The organism is Rudanella lutea DSM 19387, assembly GCF_000383955.1.
Taxonomy (GTDB): domain Bacteria; phylum Bacteroidota; class Bacteroidia; order Cytophagales; family Spirosomataceae; genus Rudanella; species Rudanella lutea.
The window spans coordinates 18,966-37,357 of sequence record NZ_KB913014.1 but is presented as its reverse complement, the minus strand read 5'-3'; the positions used below and the strand labels follow the sequence as shown (position 1 = coordinate 37,357).

Genomic DNA, 18,392 nt, shown 5'->3' with positions numbered 1-18,392 from the left:
AAAATCAGAATCTCTGTTACATTTTTTTGGATAATGCTCTGTTATTCAGTAAAGTAAAGCCAATAATATTGTCTACTTAGAATAAAAATAAGGATTACGAGTACCTATCCTGACAATCGAATGTGATTTGTCAGGATAAATTTAACTCTGACAAATGAATGTGATTTGTCAGGATAGGCCTTTTAAGGTTAACCCTGCTTATCAATTAAGAAACTACCGAGTATATAGGCCCTAAGAAGAAAAAGTCAATGGTTAGTAGCGATGTGGGCGACTTCATTCGTTTCAACACCATTCGCCCGCGTACCAAACCCATCATAGATGACCGACATGGGGTGTCAGACCAGGCCTAATCCAGCGTTCTGTTTCCAGGGGCTGGGTACGACGTGTAATCTATTTTGCTGGTATCGCTTGTTGGATACCGCAATCTGGAAATGGTGCTTACCAATCTGATCGAAGGGGAAAGAATCGGCCAGTAGTTTCTCGATGGCTACCTCCAGTACCTCGCCCTGCGCCTGCTGCGAGCCCTGTTCAATTCGGCGCTTCATCTCCGACAGTTGCAGGGTAAGCGAGTTAATCAGGGCCTGTTGCTCGTCGATTTTGAGGTGGTTTTCGGCCTCAAAACGCTGCCGGGCTTTTTCTTCGAGTTGCTTGCGTTCGGCCTGTAGTTTCTTTTCGACTTCGAGCTCCAGGGCGTCGCGCATCTCCTGCACATTGCGTTGCTCCCGACGTAGGGCGACTTCCTGCTGTTGAAGGTTCCGGATACGGGCCGTTTTTTCCTGGAGCTCCTCCTGCAGGGCGCTCAGCTCGGTGGCCTGTTCCTGTTGGAGCTGGGCTTTCAGTTCCTGCCGGAGGTTGTTGAGCCCGGCCTGAACCTGGGCCTGCACGGTCAGGGCCTGTTGGGCCGCCTGTTGGTTCAGTTTCTGCGCCTGCTCGGTCAGCTCCTGGGCCCGCTGTTCGAGCATCCGGCGCTGGTCGGCCAGTTTCTGGTTCTGCTCGTGGGTGAGCTGATGTTTAATCTGGTGAACGAGCGTTGATTCAAAGTCGATGGTTTCGGCACAGTGGGGGCAAATCAGGGTAGCGTTCATACGAAAAGGGGACTGGTTAAATGGTTGATACGCTATATGAGTCCAAATCTGTGCCAGCCTGAAACGGGCCATCTTTGCCGTTTTTAGGGGTCTTTATCTGTTAAAAATTGATTTTAGCTATCAAAAAGCGATATAAAAAGCAGTTACCTTCTGGTGGGCGTTTAACGATCAATTCTCAGGTCATAATTCCACCATCTTTCCCTTTGGTATTACCTTAACGCAATACACTATTCGCTGGAAATGAGTTGAAGGTAGATTTTTAACTCGTCAGCTTTGCGCCTGGTGATTTTGTGCCAACGGGCATAGTGGGCTTCATACGAAGCATAGAATGAATCTCTAAGGCAGCGTCGGCATATAGCTCACGAAATTCTGACTGCCGGTTTTCAGGCAATTTCTTATCGTCGCCGTTGAGGGAATTGTTGTTGCCCTGGCTACTTCGACCACAGGCGGGGGTCAATTACCAGGGGCTTTTCGTCAATTATTCGTATGGAGTTATAGCTACTATGGGCCGGATGCAGTAAGTAGTTGATGCCCGATGGCATCACCGAGGAGGGCACACCCAAGGCTAACACATCCGGCTTAGCAAGCCAATCGCCTAAAAGATGCTGACTTCGATTGTATGTATTCTCCTGCCAGTAAGGCGGTAGGTCAACGGCGTCAACTACCCGCTGGCTATCCTGGGGTAACTCCAAACTGAACAACCGGTAGGCGGGTAGCTCATCATAAGGTACTTGGGGCATGTGTACCAAGATCTCCACTAGCGCTAAAGCGGGATGCTCAGCGGTATAGAGGATGCCAACACCCGGTGGATTCCAACGGCCTCCATTGAGCCACGTACCGGTAACATCCAGGGGACGGTCGGCATACTTCTGGCGCACCACGCGATAAACAATAGCCATAGCTTATCCGAAGATGCCGTGGTCAATGCGGCCCAGCACCCGGTCGACTAACGTATAGCCCGTGACTGTATCCAGGGCCTGCAAGGGGGTTTGGTAGTCCAATTCCCGTAAGGGAGAGCGTAGCCAGTCAAGGACGGTTTTGCTTCGTTGCTCGAAGGTATCCAAAGCGTGCAAAAGCAGGTTCTCCAGTAGCAGCAGCCGCTCGGAGGCATCCTGACTGATGCGTTGATCCACTTTCAGTCGGTGCAGGTAAGAAGCCGATAAGCCCAGGGCCACTGCCAACTCCTTATCGGTTAAGCCGACCAAACCGGCCACGCGGTCGGCCTCGGCGCGTAGGACGCCTTGTCGACTGCGGGTGACTATCTCCTGCTCAGTCAAGAGCTTAGGTAACAGGGATGGGTTGGGGGCAATAAGCGGCAATGCGAGAGCCATGGCAGTGAAGTTTTAGACTAAGGTAACTACAAAAGTTCATTCCGTCAAGTTCCTTGTCCTGTTTTGTATAGTCTACGCGCTTACCATAACATGGTAGGCCGGTTAAGTAAGCTGCTCAATCCGGGTTTGCGCTTCCAGCGAATGACTGTTTAGGGCGGTCATCGTCAGGGCGACAAGGGAGGTGATCGTTTTCATGGTTCAGGTGTTTGCTATTTACAGCGCAAAGGTCGGCCTATTATAGATTACGGGGATCAATACCATTATTTTCAGATTGGCAGACTCGGTTCACCAACGTATGCCAAACGAGAAAATTTCACGGAGTTGGCGTCAACGGATCAATACCGGCTTTGTAGATTGGCATAAACCGTAGTTGCTTTTCGATTCCCTCCCGAAACCGGCCAAACACCATTGCCTCCGGGATGTGCGGATGCGTTGCCAGCAAATAATGCAGGCTTTTCAATCCGCCTTTTGCCCCTGCTTTAACCTCAATTGGAACAATTCGACCCTGTTGTGTCGTGACAAAATCAACTTCAGCATTGGTGCCGGGTTCAGTTCTGGCCCAGTAGCACACCTCCTGATTGGTCGCCAGCAGTTGTTGAGCCACAAATTGCTCGGCCAATCGGCCTTCGTAGCTTCCAGGCAGCGTTTTGTTGACGTAAGCATTGGTGTAGTCGAACCTTGACAGGCTCATCATCAGGCCAATATCCAGAAAAAACGTTTTAAACTGGCGACCCGAAGGAGTCAGCGGTAAACCGGCGATGCTCACATTGTTGATTCGATGGAGCAACCGGGCCAGGCACAATACAGTATGTCCCTGTTTAATGGTCGGGTTGCTGAACCGGTCCGACAGTTTACTGTACTGCGTCTGGCTACCAATCAGTTGAATGCTGTTTTGTAGTACATCGTTCAGACAGTCAGTATTAACCTGCGGTTGGTATTTTCGAAAATCCTGCCGGAACGCATAGAGTAGGTCTTGCTGCAACGCGATTACTGACGTAAAACTCTCTTTGTCAACGTACTGCTTCACACATTCAGGCATACCGCCCACAATGAAGTACTGTTGTAATTCGTCGTAGATCAGGTTTTCGACTACGGCCGATACGGGTTCGTCGCTTCGTATCACGTCGAGCAACATCGCTTTGTCCCGTGCCAGCAGAAACTCAGCAAACGTCAGCGGGTGAAGCGTGTCGAACTCTACCCGGCCAACCGGATAGGGAATGTTCCGAAACGTAAAATCGAGTAACGACCCAGCCGCAATCAGGTGTAATTGCGGCAGTTCTTCGTAGAAATACCGCAGACTCATAAGCGCGGCTGGACACGCCTGAATCTCGTCGAAAAACAATAGATGCCTACCTGCTTCCAGAGTTTGACCGGTCAGCAGCATTAACTCACGGAGAATACGTCGGGGGTCGAGGTTTTGGGCAAATACCCGACAAAATTCGGGGCTGCGCTCAAAATTGATTTCCAGCATCTGCCCGTTAAACTGGTCACGCCCCAACTCACGAATCAGCCAGGATTTTCCCACCTGTCTTGCTCCATTCAGGATGAGCGGCTTACGCTCAGGTTTATCTTTCCATTCTCGTAGCTGTTGTAGCTTGCTTCTGAACATATAGGCTAAATTTCTATTTTTTAGCGTTTCTTGAAAAGTAATACCATAAAATTAATATAGTACTTTAAAATAAATACTATAAATTAAACTTTGAGCATAGGGCCTATGCCTGCCATTCCTGATGAGCTAACGACCAAACGTTGTAAAGCTCTCCTTACTTTCTGCCTAACGGGTATACAGATTACGGGAGTCACTACCAAGATTACAGATGTTGGATGGTAGGTTAGCGCAGGGTGGCATATAACCCGTAAATTTGATTCAGACAACGTCGATACTGGTATGGATACGCTGCGCCGATTTGAGACTATCGCCGACTACAACAGCTTCAACAACAACGAAACCCGCCACCCGCTGGTGAGCGTCGTTGACCTGTCAAAGGCTGCCCCCCGACAGGGTTCCCGGATGTATTTTGGCTTTTATACGATCTTCTTCAAAGACGTCAAATGCGGAGATTTGGTGTACGGCCGCCATACATACGACTATCAGGAAGGGACGCTGGTGTTTCTGGGACCGGGACAGGTAGCTGGTGTCAACAGCAACGGCGAAACCTACCAACCCAAGGGATACGCACTTGTCTTTCACCCCGATCTGATCCACGGGACACAACTGGGTCGGCATATTGGGGAGTACACATTCTTTAGCTACCAATCCAATGAAGCCTTGCACCTCTCCGGACGCGAACGGGACATGGTGCTCGACTGTCTGTCCAAGATTGATTACGAACTGGAACATGCCATCGATAAGCACAGCAAACGGCTCATCGTCTCCAACATCGAACTGTTTCTGAATTACTGCACCCGGTTCTACGAACGGCAGTTCATTACCCGCAACCACGTCAACTCCGGCGTACTGGAGCGATTTGAGGGGTTACTGAATACATATTTTGAGAGCGATAAGCCGCAGACGGTGGGCCTTCCCTCGGTAGCCTACTGTGCCGATCAGCTCCATTTATCGGCAAATTATTTTGGGGATCTGGTCAAAAAGGAAACCGGTCAGACGGCCCAGGACTACATCCAGGCGAAACTGATTGACGTTGCCAAAGAGCGCATGTTTGACCAAAGTAAATCCGTGAGTCAAATTGCCCATGATCTGGGGTTCAAATATCCTCAGCATTTCATCCGCGTGTTCAAGCAACGGGTCGGGCAGTCGCCCAACGAGTACCGAAACCTGAACTAAAAAGTCGGCTTTGTCGGGCTTTTCTGGTACGAATGTGCGGTAATATATACTTCTAAAAAGCAACGGTCCAACCAGATAGAATTCTGGTTGGACCGTACACGGTGGCGTCCGCTTACCCTTGCGTTTGCTTGTCTAACTCTGGCCGGAAGGGCTGATTGTAGAATCGCTTGCCCCGGTTTTTGTACAATGCATTGGCTACAGCCCCAAACACCGGCGGGAAAGGCGGTTCGCCGAGGCCCGTAGGATCAATGTCGTTTTCTACGAAGGAAACCTCGATTCGTTTGGGGGCTTCGTTGTGCCGAATCATCCGGTAGTTATGGAAGTTGCTTTGCTGGGCCGCACCATTTTTATGCGTCAGCGAACCATACATCGCATTCCCGATGCCATCCACGACGGCGCCCTGCACCATATTTTTGGCCGCATCGGGATTCACGACAATGCCGCAGTCCACCGCACTGAAGACCCGTTCTACATACGGCTCGCTATCGCGGGTGACCATATCCACCACGTGGGCTGCATAGGAGTTATGGCAGAAATAAGCCGCTACACCCCGATTGTATTTCTCACTGCCCGGCTTACCCCAGTTTGATGTATCGCGAACCCGTTTCAACACGCCGGCATACCGGTCGGCATCATATTCGTTGTTTTTGCCTACCGGAGCTTCTTTTGCCCGTTTCAGCAGTTCCAGCCGGAACTCAATGGGGTCTTTATCCATGGCCTCGGCTACTTCGTCGAGAAACGATTGCTCAGCGGCTGCGTTGAAGTTGGAACGCGGAGCCCGGAAAGCCCCAATGGTGATGTTTGAGGGAATTTCCCAACCCTCGGCCAGGTAATTGTCCACGGCCCCGGCCGGGAAGCGGTTGGCGTGAATCGGGTTTTCGGGAATACCGCCCCCTTTCACATGAAAAGCGATCAGGTTCTTGTCTTTGTCCAGCGCGGCCCGGTAGGTCGCCGTGTACATGGGGCGATAAATGCCATAGGTCATGTCATCTTCGCGCGTGTACATCAATTTGATAGGCGCTTTGACGTGCCGGGAAATCAGAGCCGCTTCGTAGACATACTGGCCGTAGGCGCGTCGACCAAACCCGCCACCCATCCGGGTCATTTGAATTTCGATTTTCTCGGCAGGAAGCCCCAGCAGCTTTGCCAGCGTCGGTTCTATCCAGCCGGGTGCCTGTAAGGGACCGGCTACGAGGGCTTTCTCCTCCGTCACATGGGCGAAAAAGTTCATGGGCTCCATACAGTTGTGGGCCAGGAACGGAGCATTATAGGTGCGCTCAATAATCTGAGCTGCGTTCCTGAAGGCCGTTTCGGGATCACCGTCTTTGCGTAACTGTTGCGCCGGTTTCTGGGCATACTCCTGCATTTTCCGGAACTGTGCGTCTGTACTTTCCAGCGCACCCGGCACCGTAACCTCCCGTTTACCGCCCCGACCCATCACTGTATCTTTTGTGTCACCTGCCGGTGCCCATTCTACCTTTAGCTTTTTGCGGGCATTTATGACCTCCCAGGTGCTTTTGCCCACTACCACCAGCAGATCGTTGAACGTGCGCGTATCGAAACCTCCCTGCTCAAAACCGTCCTCGTACAATTTCAGACTGAACACGTCTTTGATACCGGGCATTTTCAGGGCCTGCGACGCATCGAAGGATTTCAACTTCATCCCGAAAGCGGGCGGATGCTGAATCATGGCGATGAGCATCCCATCCACCCGATAATCAAGGCCAAAAAGAGGTTGACCAGTGACTATTTTTTTCCCTTCGACATTCCGGGTCGATTTTCTGACGATCGTAAAATCGCTGGGCGCTTTTAACTTCACGCCTTTAGGCACGGGGAGAGCAGCGGCTTTTGAGGCCATTTCACCATACTTCGCCGATTTACCACTGGCGTGATAGAGGACACCCGCTTTGGTCGTGACTTCACCAACGGGCACATTCCAGGTTTGGGCGGCCGCTTCGCACAACATTTGGCGGACAGCGGCTCCCGCTTCACGCAGGGGTTTCCAGTACATGCGCACGGAATTGCTGCCGCCAGTAAACTGTGGTCCCAGCTTGGTATTGTCGTGTGGTCCCATCTCCACCACTACAGCCTTCCAGTCGGCGTCGAGTTCTTCGGCCACCATCATGGGTAAGGAAGTCAGTACGTTTTGCCCAAATTCCGGGTTCGGGCAAATCAGTTTGATCTGATTATCGGGCGTAATCTGGATATACCCATTCAGTTGCACCCATTGCCCAGGCGCGTTGAGGGCTTCCCGTTTGTCGGAGGCCGCTTTTGCGTTCGATAACCAGCTTACACTAAGCATCAGCCCCCCACCTGAAAGCAGGGAGGCCTTTAGGAACGATCGCCTGTCATATGTCTTTTTAGTAGTATTCACGGTCGAGGTTGTGTTTATGACAGCCCAGCAGGCGATTACATGCCGGCGGCTGATTTGATAGCTTCCTTAATGCGGAGGTACGTGCCGCAGCGACAAATATTTCCTGACATGGCGTTGTCAATATCTTCGTCGGTAGGCTTTGGATTACTTTTCAGCAGCGAAGCCGCACTCATAATCTGCCCGGCCTGGCAGTAACCACACTGGGCCACGTCGTGATCGATCCAAGCTTTTTGCACGGGGTGGTCGCCAGTAGCCGAAAGCCCTTCGATGGTCGTGATGCTTTGTTTTCCCACAACAGAAACCGGCAATTGGCAGGAACGAACCGCTGTGCCGTTCAGGTGTACGGTACAGGCACCACATTGCGCCATACCGCAGCCGTATTTGGTACCCGTAAGGTCGAGATAGTCGCGCAGGACCCAAAGGACGGGCGTTGCGGGGTCAACGTCCACCCGCCTGGTTTTACCGTTAACGTTTAGATTGAATATAGCCACAGCATTCGGGTTTGTTATTGTTCGATTCAGTAAGTGTTAAAGGGGGTATTCCAAGAGGAGAAAAGCCCTAACAAAAGTCTGAATTCTGTTTAATGAATGTGGTATACAGATTACGGTTGTTACAACCATTTTTACTGGTCTTGCTGATCTTGCCTAACCAGCTCATCTGGGTTAGGGAGAGTATCCTGCCAGTGAATACTGCAAATCGACTTTTTTGTAGCGTATTCTTTCAACACACCAATCAATTCAATCGGTTAAGCATGAGTCGGAAACTTGCCCTTTTGTTTGGTTATCGCCAAGGTTGTGACAACCTTGGCGATACAGATAAATTGGAGGGCTACCAGTACGGTGACTTTGTAAACCGATACCCATTTATATTGTTGCTGCACAACCGGCATCGGTTGTGTACTCAATTGTATGATAAGGCCTGGTAGAGAAAAACAAGAAAGCAGCGTGAGCGAACTTTGGCTTGATGATCGAACGGGGCCGCCCGAGCATCAAGACGAACTTCTACTGCCCACACTGCTATGCCACAAACATCGTCAGAAATGGGCATAAAACGAATCAAACCCAGAACTGCCTCTGCCGAAACTGCGGCAAACAGTTCCAGCCCGAATACCTTTATCGAGGGTGCCAATCAGAGGTTAAACAACTCATTGTGAAAATGTTAGTCAACGGGAATGGCATTCGGGATATTAGCAACATCCTCTCGGTAAGCCTGGGCTGTGTCTTGCGAACGCTGCTGGGCGTGGGCGAGTGCATCCAGATCAAACCGGCTCACCAACGGTATCATCGGGTGCAAATCGACGAGTTGTACAGCTTTGTGGGCCACAAGCAGAAAAAGTCTGGATTCTGTATGCGTACTGTGCTGACACGGATGAGATTTTAGCCATGACGGCGGGCAAACGCAGTGCTAAACAGGTCAAAGACCTCCTCAAGCGGCTGGAAGGCATCGAGGTAGACTGGTGGTGTACTGATGCGTGAAGTGCCTTCAAAGAGGTGTTGCCTTATTATCAACACTTGATTGGCAAGCGGTTCACGAAAGCTATCGAGGGCGTAAATACGTCATTACAAAATACGTGCAAGCGACTGCACCGACGAACGACGAGTTTTTCCAAGAAGGTCAAGAACCATTGGTTTGCCCTCAAAATGGTCGTTCACCAGCGCAATGGAAACTTATCATACAATTAAAAACACAACCCAACTCACCGTAAAGACGAATTTTGATGAAATGTCTTTTCTACACTATACTACTCCCCCATTCCCCTCTGCAACTGCCGCAGCACATTCAACGCGAAGCTGATTGACCAGCGGCTATTCTGTACCAACAGGTCGGCGACGGGACTTTGCTCACCTAAGTTTATTTGGTGGTTGATAATCTGGTCGATTCGTTGGCGCAGCTCATCGGAGAGGGCAACGATGGGGGCCATCTGACGACCCAACACCCGCGCGGCCGTTAGCGTGATGTCGAACTCGTTGTCGCTGAACAGGTCGATGTGGTTTTCGTAAATGTCATCTTCGGTAATGTCAAAATAGTGCCGCAGAATCGCGCCGATGTCGAGGATGTCTTTCGTGCGGTGTTCGGGGCGGTCGTCATAGGCAATTAATTTAAGTAGCACGATGCCGGCCAGCGTACAGACCTGAAACGGCTGATTGTCGATTTCGACAGACTCGGTGCCTGCTTCGTACACCTCCTGAAATCCATCCACGCGAATTGTCGTCAGGCCCTGCCCCGCTACACTGACTGACTGCTCCATCGACAAGGCTCCGAACGGAAGCAGGTCCACAGGCCGCCCGTCTTCAAAGACAAGCGTATACGCGTTGTCGCGCCGGGCAATAAACCGCCCCGTACCGATCAGCCGGTCGCGCAGGTGCTCGTATTGCTCTTCATTGGTCAGTAGCACAGCCAAGTCGAGGTCGCGGGTGATGCGGCCCGGCTCAATGTCGTGAAGGGCCGTTAGCCAGATGTCGCGGGCAATGGCGCCGATCAGGTAAAAGTCGATGCCCTGGGCGACGAGTTCTGTTTCCAGCACGGCAAACAGTTCGGCAAGGTTACCCTGCCGAAGCTGCTCGAAGGTAATTTTATGCATTAGCAATATAGTCTTGGTAGATGCGCCGGGCGATGTCGGTTGTGCGCGGGTCGTCAATGGCCAGCAAGTCGGCGTAAACTAATAAGGGCGGTACGGTAAAGCTATCGCTATGGTCAGGTTGCCAAAAGAGTCGATTTACCTCTACCGGGCCATCGGGGTCGGGCAGTAGCTTATACGTGTTGAGCAAACCCGCCTTATCCTGATCGGTATATAGCGTCAACGTAGCCGGGCGCAGGTCGTTCGTGAGGGCATCCGCAGCAGGCTCCCCACCCCAATACGTACCGGGTTGTAACGTCACCTGTCGCCAGTCGGCAGGGTAGAGGTTTTTAGGTAGCCGAAAGCGGCCCATAGCCAGGCTCGGTTTAAGGGCCGCTGTGTACCGGCCGATCCACTGTTCCTGTAGCTTATCGAGCTTAGTTAGTTTCTTTCGTTTAGCATCCACCGAGACGACGTAGCCCGACTTCTTGAGGTAGTCGATGGTTTGTTGTGCTGTGCCGACCGAAACGCCAGTTTGTTCCGCCAGTTCACGTACGCTTAGGTTTATAACGTCGGGCTGTATAAGTAGGGAGAACAGTACGCGCAGGCCACTTTTACCGAAGGGCTGTTTTGCTACGGCCGGGGTCCGAGCCAGCTTACGCCCCTGCACAATGAGCAGCACACTACCAACGTGTATGTAACAGTTACCAGCCCCGTCGAGGTAATTTTGTTGGGTTTGCCGCATTGTTTGTTTAAGTGAATCAGGTATCTGTTCCGCCAGCAACAACGTTTCGGATTTGGGCTTGCCCAACTGACTCAGTTCATCCAATTGATGTGCCATTGCTCGCCCCCTGACCTGAGTTGCCAGCCTGACGGCTTTGCTGCCTGTGTCGATGCATAGATAACCGTCGAAACCGGCGACGTGAGCATCTTGCCAGTGGACCTGCAAATTGGTGGTATCACCTAGCCCTTCAACGGCTTGTTCAATTATACGTCCCTGTTTGTTCAAAATTTTGTGATTTTCATTTTTATTGAACAATCAAATTTATTGAACATTTTTGGCGAGAGCAAGTACGTAGACTCCTTAGGTGCTAAAAGGACGATTTGAGAGTAAGCAGACGCCGTCAAATTAAAGTTAAGGTATCGCTGTCGCGATTTATCAGAAGGAGCATACTCTTGCCAGTTAAGTAATCAAGCAGAATTAAATTGAAGTATATGATTAGTCTGCAAATCGGTGAAATCAATGCGATATTCTTCTCCGAAAGCTTTAATAATAGCAAAGATGGCCGCTTCGGCGGTCCGATTTTTTCAGGCGACTCCAGGAAAGATAGTTCACCTTCTTTAACCACCGGTACTTCATCATCCGCCACAGGATTTCAATGGGGTTGAGATGAGGGCTGTAAGGGGGCAAAAAGAACAAGTATACATCGTGGTCCTCCCAGGCGGCCTGTTGGTCGTAGACGAGTTGGCAGCGATGAATAGGGCCGTTATCGAGGACAATGACGACTGGTTTGGGGTGATCTTGCTGGATAAAATGGGTCAGTGAGCCTACTACGAAAGCTCCCGTTAAGGGCTTTTCGCTGTGGTAAACCGTTAGGTGATTGTCTAAGCGCATCAGCCCCAACAGGTTAAGTCGTTTGGTGGTGGTGCGGGCAGGCAAAAGCACTGGGTTACCCTTTTTCTGCCAACCGTAGGGGACATAGGGCTGCTGAGTGAAGCCCGTTTCGTCGGCAAAGTAAAGGTCGATAAGACCACAGACCCACAAAGTTAGTAGAATCGTCCAGCGTTGAAGTCCATCAGCGTAGGCTACGGGGTCTTGCTGGGCTTTGGTGCTTCGGCGTAAGCGATGGTAGGTGTAATCGTTTTTTTTAAGAAGCGTTTGACCGTATCTCGGCTCATAGGTTGGCCCAAAGCAGTTTGCAGATGAGCCTGGATGCGGGCCGCATCCTGATAGTGAGCCGCTACGGCTTTGGTTAGGGCTTGTTGATGAGTGGGGTTGGCGATGGACAAAATAGGTCGGCGGCCCTGCCCTTTTTGTCGACGCAGGCCTACCAGCCCCTCTTGCTCAAAAGCAGTGAGCCAGTTGCTGACCGTCTGGGAGCAGACATTTAGGGCTTGAGCGATGGTTTTCACCGCCCAGCCTTTGTGGTTCCACAACAAAGCTTGGGCAGAGCGACGGAACTCGTGCTTGGGATGATTTTTGAGTGCTTCTTGCAGGGTAATCTGCTCGGAGTCAGTTAGTTCGATACGGCGTTTGCGTCCCATACCGCTAAGTTAAATAACGTAAGCTAAATTTGCTTGATTACTTAAGTAATGAGACAGAATTAGGTTAATGCAATCAGCTTTCGGTTCTTTGACCTAAAAACAAGTCAGCTTTGGGAAAACTACGCATAATCGAACTCCAACCAGCCCAACGACAAACCCTTCAACAAGCGTTTCGTACCGACCCCTCCCATGCCTTTCGGCAACGTTGCCAGATCGTCTTGTTCAAAAGTGAGGGGCGCACCTCAAAAGAAGTCGCCCAACTGGTTAAACAACACTACGTCTCGGTCAATGCTTGGTTGGACCGGTATCAACAAGAGGGACTCAACGGCCTGCGAACCAAACCCGGACGAGGGCGTAAAGCGCTGCTTACTAAAGAAACCGATGCCACTTTAGTACGACAAGTGGTTCAGAACGACCCGTTTGCGACTCAAGCAGGCTAAAGCCCAGATTGAGTCGCAAACGGGTCGTTCCATGAGCCTGAAAACCTTGCAACGCTTTTTAAAAAACTTGACGGCTGCTACCGACGCATCCGACTGAGACCCAAAGGCAAACCGGATGCTGAGCTCTACAAGGTTCGTTATGAAGCCCTTAGTTTGTTGGAAGCGCAAAGTCAGGCCGGTGTTATTGACCTCTTTTACGGCGATGAGTCCAGCGTCAGCGAAGAAGGCTATGTGCCCTATGGTTGGCAATTTAAAGACGAGTCGGTACATATTGAGGCCGCAAAAGGGCCAGCGGCTGAATTGCTTTGGGCTGATTTCGCGCCAGAATCAGTTGCACTACGCGACCAGCAGTGGCCCTATTCCGTCAGCTTTTGTGGTCAACCAGTTGGAAGAACTGTCTTGGCGGCTAGCCAAACCAACGGTCATCGTACTCGATAACGCCCGGATTCATACGGATGACAAGGTTCGCCAACGGCTTAAAGACTGGCGCCAACGGGGCTTGTCCCTCTTCAATCTGCCGCCCTACAGCCCCCAGTTGAACTTGGCTGAACGCCTTTGGAAAGAACTGAAAGCTCGTTGGTTACGGCCTGAAGATTACCAGACAAGTAACACGTTGTTTTATGCTGTCTGGTTGGCATTAGCTGCCGTGGGTCAAGAATTGTTCATCCGATTCAGTGAGTTTAAGTGAAACTAATTTTGTCTCAGTACTTATAAGAATAACCCTCCTACGCAAGATTAGAGCTTGCACAGGAGAAACAGACACTAGTATGCCGGCAGCTTGCTGGTTTGTATTTTTGATTTTGTGCTAGACGTCAAAACCACCCAAGACAGTTAATGGAGACCCCGCAATTATTACCCAATCCCGACTCCCTGGTTGAGCTGCACCAGTTTCTACGGCAACTTGTATCAGTCGATGAAATAACTCTCCGTGGGGAGCCCGACTTTGCCCGAGTGGAAGCTTACTGGCATATTGGCCGCATCATTGTTGAGACTGAGCAGCAGGGACAGGATCGTGCTGATTATGGTACTCAGTTGATCGAACAGTTATCCAATGAGCTCACTCAGCATTACGGTAAGGGATATAGGACTTCTAATTTGTGGTGGTTTCGACAATTTTATTTGAGTTTTCCGATTCTCCACGCAATGCGTGGAGAATCTAAAGAAATTCGGGATTACTTACGAACAGAGCTGACCTGGACGCACTACCGAATTTTGATAAGCATCGAAAACGAACAGGAACGCCATTTCTACCTCCACAACGCGGCCGACGAAAAGTGGTCCTACCGGACACTGAACCGGCTCATCAAATCGCGCTACTACTACCAGGTTGCCTTGGGAGAAGATAAGCTGCTGGCCAGAACCCCTACCCTCTCAAAAACTGTAAGTACCAAGGCAACTCACCGGAGTCGCGTGGCCCAGATCCGACGCACCCTTTTAGATCAACCGGGATGGGCCCTGGTAGAACGAACTGCATCCTGTTTACCGATGACGGTCAATAAACCTGATGTTCTTTTCTATCACTACAACCTGGGACGGTTCATCGGCCTCTGGGTGGCGGATCAGAACCCATCGATGACAGATTCAATTAGCCGCCAACTTACCGAATGGCGCCTTCACCGAGAATCGGATCCGATGAACTATCCTCTTGGACTACTTGTGAACTCGAAAAATGCGGTCAAACTTATTCTTGATGTAGCGACACCGCCCCTATCCAACCCAGAGCGTAACCAACTCCCTACCCAGTTGTAATGCCGATTACGCACATACCAAATCGGATTCCTCTTACTTATCTGAACGTCAGGTGTAAACTAATGAAAGTGGGAGGAAAAGGGGCGGCCCAGTGTTTCTTTACTTTCTGCTCCAAATCGGGTTAGTCGCATAGATAAGTCCTGATACTTAGCTGCCTCATTTTAAACACAAGACAACCAATGAATCACTGTACGTATTGGGAGGAAAAAGGAGCGAAGTGGGAGGAAAAGGGAGCGGCCAGAATTTTACATTCACACTTACTTTATGACTACGATTGTTTTGATTATTTGATAAAACTTACCTCCCCCCTATTTAATAGGATTGGCTTATTATTAACCATTAACTATTAGGGATACCTTAAGTACCTGAAAAATATATAGTTGCAGTCTGTAATTGGGAGGAAAAAGGAGTCAACTGGGAGAAAAAGGGAGTTAAGTGGGAGGAAAAGGGAGCAAAACTGGGAGGAAAAAGGAGCAAAGTGGGAGGAAAAAGGAGCAAAGTGGGAGGAAAGAGGAGCAAACGTATCTAACTGGGAGAAAAAAGGAGCAAGATGGGAGGAAAAGGGAGTCAAATTTGATGAAATAGAAAATGACGCCATGCAGACTAAACGTCGCAGTCAACATTAGACATACATACTACCACATTTACCAACTCATTACAGGAAAACGTCGAATAGATACTGATTAACCAGCTTACTATAAGAAAGTTACGATGATATATATTCTATCTTCCTGGAATAACTATTTATTCAGATACAGTAGAACGTAGTTGGTGAATTGTATTTATGACCTTTTAAAAATAACCTTTCAGTATAATGGGAAAAATTCGCGCAAATTCTTCTGATACAAATTTGTTTCCCAGCTGAAAAATCAAACCCCAAAGGATTTAGCCGTGTAGCCTCCTAAATTCTGGATCTTATTATCAGAACGCATGAGCTGAATGTCATATAGACGCTTTTGGATCTCGGCACCACTAAACCGATCAATGACCGCCTGAGCCTGCTCCTTGCGGAGTCGGAAATCATTTACCAAGCGACTAAACAAAGCCGTATTTTCATCCTTGTAATCAATCACCATCTGCTGCGGACCCACATTTATGATGAAACGTAATGATGAAACCCGGCGACCCGTCTTAACAGGCGTATACGTTATGCGCAGATCTGTTTTATCATTGATCTCATTTTGGGCAACAACCAGTATTCTCCGCTCAAAATCGGCCCAGTTTTTATACTGCTCAATCCCGGTCTTATCGTCATATAAATACAGTCGACGCTTCAGCTCAATTACATCGATCCTAAGCTCACCCAAATTTCGGTACTGAGCTAACATCTCATACACCCGTTTCGAATACTTGCTATCCAGACTTAACGCCATATGCAACTGGAAAGCTGTGAAATTCTGCTTTAGATCAAAGAAATACGGCCGAATCTTAGGATCAAGTCCTATTTCAATAATTCCTTGACCAACAACATACTCCGCCGATGAGATCATCGCAATCTGCAGCAAGTTTCCATTAGGACGATGTATCTGAAGCACACGCCCTACCAATTGCTCAGTGGCCCTCTTAAAATCGTCATAGGAGTTTCGGGTACCTGTTTTATCCATCAACTCCCGAACAGAGATATAGTAAATTGTATCAGCATTATCATCCTTACGCAACTGTGCCATCATCATGTAGATAATGTTCTTCTCAAGTGCATTCATTTCATATCTTGCACTTGTAATTGCGTTATCCTGAACAATCAACTTATCATCCATACACCTAAAGTTTCGTATCCTACCTGCAAGTTATTAACAAAATTGAAATAAAAAACGACGCCAAAATAACAATGTCGTAGTTTGCGAGGAATATGTCGTAGTTCAACGAGGAATATGTCGTAGTTTGCGAGGAATATGTCGTAGTTCAACGAGGAATATGTCGTAGTTTGCGAGGAATATGTCGTAATTAAAGATTATAAAATCTTGATTATCAAATCATTAGCGTCCTCTATAAATAGTAAATAAACCAAAAAATTCTCAAATTTTGTGAAGGGGGTTATTGAAAGGTAAAAAATAAGTAGAATTGAAAGTATAATAATCTACCCTTATAGAAGACTAACAAAGAAAAAACAAAAAACAAACAAAAAAATATTATAAATAGTATGAAGCAGGACCTAATTTCACGAGGATTTTGTCGTAGTTCACGAGGATTTTGTCGTAGTTAGTCGACTCAAAAATCATACCCTACAACTTAATCATCTATTAATCAGGTCTTTATAAGGAAATCTACCTTACAGCCATGCGCGCTATACCATCTAGTACATACGCAAGACGAAAGGGAGAGATAGGTTCACACTCCTCCCCCCTAAAGCAACGGTCGGCCACTCATATCGTTATTTCAAGTTGATTCTATCCAAAAAATTCAATTTTGAACATGAACTGACACAAGTGGTCAGTACCTCGCATCGGCCTCCCAGACACCCTCCAGTGACCAACCGGGAAAGGAGCCACTGCCACCAGAGAATGCTGGACGTAGTGCGGGCTGATGCGTTCCTTACCCAGCTCCTGCTCAAAGCTGAGGTTGAAACTCCGCAACATTGGATCGACGAACAGACCGACCTGCCCTGCAAAGCTCACTTAGATATTCGTCTGCCGGGTGAAGGCTAATTGTTGATGTGAAAACGACCTCAGCCCGCAATCAGCACAAGTTTGAAGCAAACTGCTACCGCTACGAATACGACCGGCGAGCCGCCTTTTATCTAGGCGCCTGCCAGCAAGCCGACCGCTTGATTCTGCTGGACATCCAGAAACAGAAGCCGCATAACCTATGCCTGGTGGAGATAGTAGCCGACAGTATTTATATGGACGGTGACCGACGCACATACCGCCGACTACTCCGCTCGTGGCAGGAGATGGGGTTCAGGCCGTCATCGAAGAGCAGTCAAAGAATCGGATCTCCCAACAGGGCGTATCTTTGTTCTAGGCCGGATTCCAGCTTTATTATCATTGATTACTCGACACCCCGTCAGCGGCCGCTGACGGGGTGTTCTAACTTAAGTGAGTTATATAGTTGTATTACCTATGCGTGATTTGCAGCATCTGATTCCCGTTTCGCTGGAATTGATACTCCACGTTCACAATCTCAACAGTGAAATTTAAGGCAAAACGCTTCATCACATGGACTAAAAGTTCGGATTGTTCAGCATTCAGGTTTAGTATTGGGAATATACGGACCTGTTTGCATAGCCTTAACATTTCAGTCAGTGTGGACAGGTGAAAGTCCAAACCTAACTGAGAATACAAAAGAAGAAAGTGTGAGCTTAAACCTAATTCGAACGACAAATCCTCAAAGGTTGTCCGGGCAGGCAGTTCATGGTCCAGGTAACGAAACTCCTGCTTTCCTTTCTCAAAGTCCTCTAAAAAGTGGCTCATCGCAGCTAATCGGATCGCTTCGAGTTCTTCAAGGGTTCTTATTTTCGTCCAGACAAACTTGTCAACATTATTTTTTATCTGCTCCATCACGATCCCCTTTGTCTGGTTGATTCGTTGTTCTAGCTCAGCGACGGTGAATCGATAGATGGGATCAATGGAAACTACGCTTTTTCGCAACTGCGTCATTTGGGCATTAAAACTGGCAGGGCCGTCCCCAAAACCGATAATTCGTTTGTTCAAATCCTCCTCAGTAAGCCTGAACATGGACCTGTATTCATTCAGGTTCCGGCCCCATGGAACAGTATTGCTTAATTCAAACGCCATAAATTTTTTGAGAGCTTTGCGCCGGTTAAATCAGCTGTTGAATACATCTCATACCTAAGAAACAATCTTCTA

At 49.0% G+C, this 18,392-nt stretch carries 18 protein-coding genes and 3 pseudogenes; 9 read left to right on the top strand and 12 right to left on the bottom strand.

The genetic code is table 11. The features are described 5' to 3' along the window. Positions 1-335: 335 nt before the first annotated feature. The 4 genes from RUDLU_RS0125915 to RUDLU_RS0125895 form a co-directional block, all read right to left on the bottom strand. The gene (locus RUDLU_RS0125915) at positions 336-1,085 is read right to left on the bottom strand and encodes a DUF2130 domain-containing protein (protein WP_019991363.1); all 750 of its coding nucleotides are present in this window, start codon (positions 1,083-1,085) and stop codon (positions 336-338) included. 431 nt (positions 1,086-1,516) lie between these two features. Further along, positions 1,517-1,984, bottom strand: coding sequence for an RES family NAD+ phosphorylase (locus tag RUDLU_RS0125910; RefSeq protein WP_019991362.1), 468 nt, complete (start codon positions 1,982-1,984; stop codon positions 1,517-1,519). A gap of 3 nt (positions 1,985-1,987) precedes the next feature. Beyond that, on the bottom strand, positions 1,988-2,416 hold the full coding sequence (locus tag RUDLU_RS0125905; RefSeq protein WP_019991361.1) for an antitoxin Xre/MbcA/ParS toxin-binding domain-containing protein: 429 nt from the start codon (positions 2,414-2,416) through the stop codon (positions 1,988-1,990). A 313-nt stretch (positions 2,417-2,729) separates the two neighbouring features. Then, on the bottom strand, positions 2,730-4,025 hold the full coding sequence (locus RUDLU_RS0125895; RefSeq protein WP_027303392.1) for an ATP-binding protein: 1,296 nt from the start codon (positions 4,023-4,025) through the stop codon (positions 2,730-2,732). Between the two features lie 279 nt (positions 4,026-4,304). Between RUDLU_RS0125895 and RUDLU_RS0125890 the strand changes: the two genes are divergently transcribed. Further along, entirely contained in the window at positions 4,305-5,201 is an 897-nt protein-coding gene (locus tag RUDLU_RS0125890) for a helix-turn-helix domain-containing protein (protein ID WP_019991358.1), read from the top strand. A gap of 112 nt (positions 5,202-5,313) precedes the next feature. Here the strand turns inward: RUDLU_RS0125890 and RUDLU_RS0125885 are convergent, their stop codons facing one another. Both RUDLU_RS0125885 and RUDLU_RS0125880 read right to left on the bottom strand, forming a co-directional pair. Then, a complete protein-coding gene (locus tag RUDLU_RS0125885; RefSeq protein ID WP_019991357.1) occupies positions 5,314-7,503 on the bottom strand; it encodes a molybdopterin cofactor-binding domain-containing protein in 2,190 nt (729 codons plus the stop codon). Between the two features lie 107 nt (positions 7,504-7,610). Beyond that, complete coding sequence (locus RUDLU_RS0125880; protein WP_027303390.1) at positions 7,611-8,066, bottom strand: (2Fe-2S)-binding protein; 456 nt, start codon at positions 8,064-8,066, stop codon at positions 7,611-7,613. 472 nt (positions 8,067-8,538) lie between these two features. On the opposite strand from RUDLU_RS0125880, the pseudogene RUDLU_RS30695 reads away from it, so the two are divergent. From RUDLU_RS30695 to RUDLU_RS30685, 3 genes and pseudogenes are all read left to right on the top strand, one after another. Continuing rightward, positions 8,539-8,631, top strand: a pseudogene (locus RUDLU_RS30695) (hypothetical protein); the annotation flags it as partial. Positions 8,632-8,730: 99 nt separating this feature from the next. Beyond that, complete coding sequence (locus tag RUDLU_RS30690) at positions 8,731-8,955, top strand: hypothetical protein (protein WP_245581751.1); 225 nt, start codon at positions 8,731-8,733, stop codon at positions 8,953-8,955. Then, positions 8,916-9,257 (top strand): annotated as a pseudogene (locus tag RUDLU_RS30685) (IS1 family transposase). The gene RUDLU_RS30690 and the pseudogene RUDLU_RS30685 overlap by 40 nt, the downstream one beginning before the upstream one ends. A gap of 59 nt (positions 9,258-9,316) precedes the next feature. Here RUDLU_RS30685 and RUDLU_RS0125865 read toward each other — a convergent pair. From RUDLU_RS0125865 to RUDLU_RS0125850, 4 genes and pseudogenes are all read right to left on the bottom strand, one after another. Further along, entirely contained in the window at positions 9,317-10,156 is an 840-nt protein-coding gene (locus RUDLU_RS0125865) for a nucleotidyl transferase AbiEii/AbiGii toxin family protein (RefSeq protein WP_019991354.1), read from the bottom strand. Continuing rightward, on the bottom strand, positions 10,149-10,973 hold the full coding sequence (locus RUDLU_RS0125860) for a type IV toxin-antitoxin system AbiEi family antitoxin (protein WP_245581750.1): 825 nt from the start codon (positions 10,971-10,973) through the stop codon (positions 10,149-10,151). The genes RUDLU_RS0125865 and RUDLU_RS0125860 overlap by 8 nt, the downstream gene beginning before the upstream one ends. A 426-nt stretch (positions 10,974-11,399) precedes the next feature. Continuing rightward, positions 11,400-11,984 (bottom strand): annotated as a pseudogene (locus RUDLU_RS0125855) (IS630 family transposase); the annotation flags it as partial. After that, complete coding sequence (locus tag RUDLU_RS0125850) at positions 11,939-12,397, bottom strand: helix-turn-helix domain-containing protein (RefSeq protein WP_019991351.1); 459 nt, start codon at positions 12,395-12,397, stop codon at positions 11,939-11,941. The pseudogene RUDLU_RS0125855 and the gene RUDLU_RS0125850, both read right to left, overlap by 46 nt. A gap of 110 nt (positions 12,398-12,507) precedes the next feature. On the opposite strand from RUDLU_RS0125850, the gene RUDLU_RS29450 reads away from it, so the two are divergent. The 4 genes from RUDLU_RS29450 to RUDLU_RS0125830 all read left to right on the top strand — a co-directional run bounded on the left by RUDLU_RS29450 (position 12,508) and on the right by RUDLU_RS0125830 (position 15,212). After that, positions 12,508-12,837 (top strand): helix-turn-helix domain-containing protein, encoded by a 330-nt coding sequence (locus RUDLU_RS29450; protein WP_083940681.1) that lies wholly within the window; start codon positions 12,508-12,510, stop codon positions 12,835-12,837. Between the two features lie 115 nt (positions 12,838-12,952). Then, positions 12,953-13,525, top strand: coding sequence for a transposase (locus RUDLU_RS30680; RefSeq protein ID WP_083940680.1), 573 nt, complete (start codon positions 12,953-12,955; stop codon positions 13,523-13,525). A gap of 146 nt (positions 13,526-13,671) precedes the next feature. Beyond that, positions 13,672-14,586, top strand: coding sequence for a DUF1016 N-terminal domain-containing protein (locus RUDLU_RS29060; RefSeq protein ID WP_019991348.1), 915 nt, complete (start codon positions 13,672-13,674; stop codon positions 14,584-14,586). 380 nt (positions 14,587-14,966) lie between these two features. Continuing rightward, a complete protein-coding gene (locus tag RUDLU_RS0125830; RefSeq protein ID WP_019991347.1) occupies positions 14,967-15,212 on the top strand; it encodes a hypothetical protein in 246 nt (81 codons plus the stop codon). Positions 15,213-15,455: 243 nt separating this feature from the next. Here the strand turns inward: RUDLU_RS0125830 and RUDLU_RS0125820 are convergent, their stop codons facing one another. Beyond that, a complete protein-coding gene (locus RUDLU_RS0125820; protein WP_019991346.1) occupies positions 15,456-16,343 on the bottom strand; it encodes a replication initiation protein in 888 nt (295 codons plus the stop codon). Positions 16,344-17,087: 744 nt separating this feature from the next. Between RUDLU_RS0125820 and RUDLU_RS29890 the strand changes: the two genes are divergently transcribed. Next, the gene (locus RUDLU_RS29890; protein ID WP_019991345.1) at positions 17,088-17,231 is read left to right on the top strand and encodes a hypothetical protein; all 144 of its coding nucleotides are present in this window, start codon (positions 17,088-17,090) and stop codon (positions 17,229-17,231) included. Between the two features lie 408 nt (positions 17,232-17,639). Here the strand turns inward: RUDLU_RS29890 and RUDLU_RS0125810 are convergent, their stop codons facing one another. Beyond that, the gene (locus RUDLU_RS0125810; protein ID WP_019991344.1) at positions 17,640-18,320 is read right to left on the bottom strand and encodes a hypothetical protein; all 681 of its coding nucleotides are present in this window, start codon (positions 18,318-18,320) and stop codon (positions 17,640-17,642) included. Positions 18,321-18,392 lie beyond the last annotated feature (72 nt).

Excerpts from the sequence above, each read along its gene's own strand:
- RUDLU_RS0125915 (WP_019991363.1), bottom strand. The coding sequence starts at position 1,085 with ATGAACGCTACCCTGATTTGCCCCCACTGTGCCGAAACCATCGACTTT.
- RUDLU_RS0125910 (WP_019991362.1), bottom strand. The coding sequence starts at position 1,984 with ATGGCTATTGTTTATCGCGTGGTGCGCCAGAAGTATGCCGACCGTCCC.
- RUDLU_RS0125905 (WP_019991361.1), bottom strand. The coding sequence starts at position 2,416 with ATGGCTCTCGCATTGCCGCTTATTGCCCCCAACCCATCCCTGTTACCT.
- RUDLU_RS0125895 (WP_027303392.1), bottom strand. The coding sequence starts at position 4,025 with ATGTTCAGAAGCAAGCTACAACAGCTACGAGAATGGAAAGATAAACCT.
- RUDLU_RS0125890 (WP_019991358.1), top strand. The coding sequence starts at position 4,305 with ATGGATACGCTGCGCCGATTTGAGACTATCGCCGACTACAACAGCTTC.
- RUDLU_RS0125885 (WP_019991357.1), bottom strand. The coding sequence starts at position 7,503 with ATGCTTAGTGTAAGCTGGTTATCGAACGCAAAAGCGGCCTCCGACAAA.
- RUDLU_RS30690 (WP_245581751.1), top strand. The coding sequence starts at position 8,731 with ATGTTAGTCAACGGGAATGGCATTCGGGATATTAGCAACATCCTCTCG.
- RUDLU_RS0125865 (WP_019991354.1), bottom strand. The coding sequence starts at position 10,156 with ATGCATAAAATTACCTTCGAGCAGCTTCGGCAGGGTAACCTTGCCGAA.
- RUDLU_RS0125860 (WP_245581750.1), bottom strand. The coding sequence starts at position 10,973 with ATGGCACATCAATTGGATGAACTGAGTCAGTTGGGCAAGCCCAAATCC.
- RUDLU_RS0125850 (WP_019991351.1), bottom strand. The coding sequence starts at position 12,397 with ATGGGACGCAAACGCCGTATCGAACTAACTGACTCCGAGCAGATTACC.
- RUDLU_RS30680 (WP_083940680.1), top strand. The coding sequence starts at position 12,953 with ATGCTGAGCTCTACAAGGTTCGTTATGAAGCCCTTAGTTTGTTGGAAG.
- RUDLU_RS29060 (WP_019991348.1), top strand. The coding sequence starts at position 13,672 with ATGGAGACCCCGCAATTATTACCCAATCCCGACTCCCTGGTTGAGCTG.
- RUDLU_RS0125820 (WP_019991346.1), bottom strand. The coding sequence starts at position 16,343 with ATGGATGATAAGTTGATTGTTCAGGATAACGCAATTACAAGTGCAAGA.
- RUDLU_RS29890 (WP_019991345.1), top strand. The coding sequence starts at position 17,088 with ATGCTGGACGTAGTGCGGGCTGATGCGTTCCTTACCCAGCTCCTGCTC.
- RUDLU_RS0125810 (WP_019991344.1), bottom strand. The coding sequence starts at position 18,320 with ATGGCGTTTGAATTAAGCAATACTGTTCCATGGGGCCGGAACCTGAAT.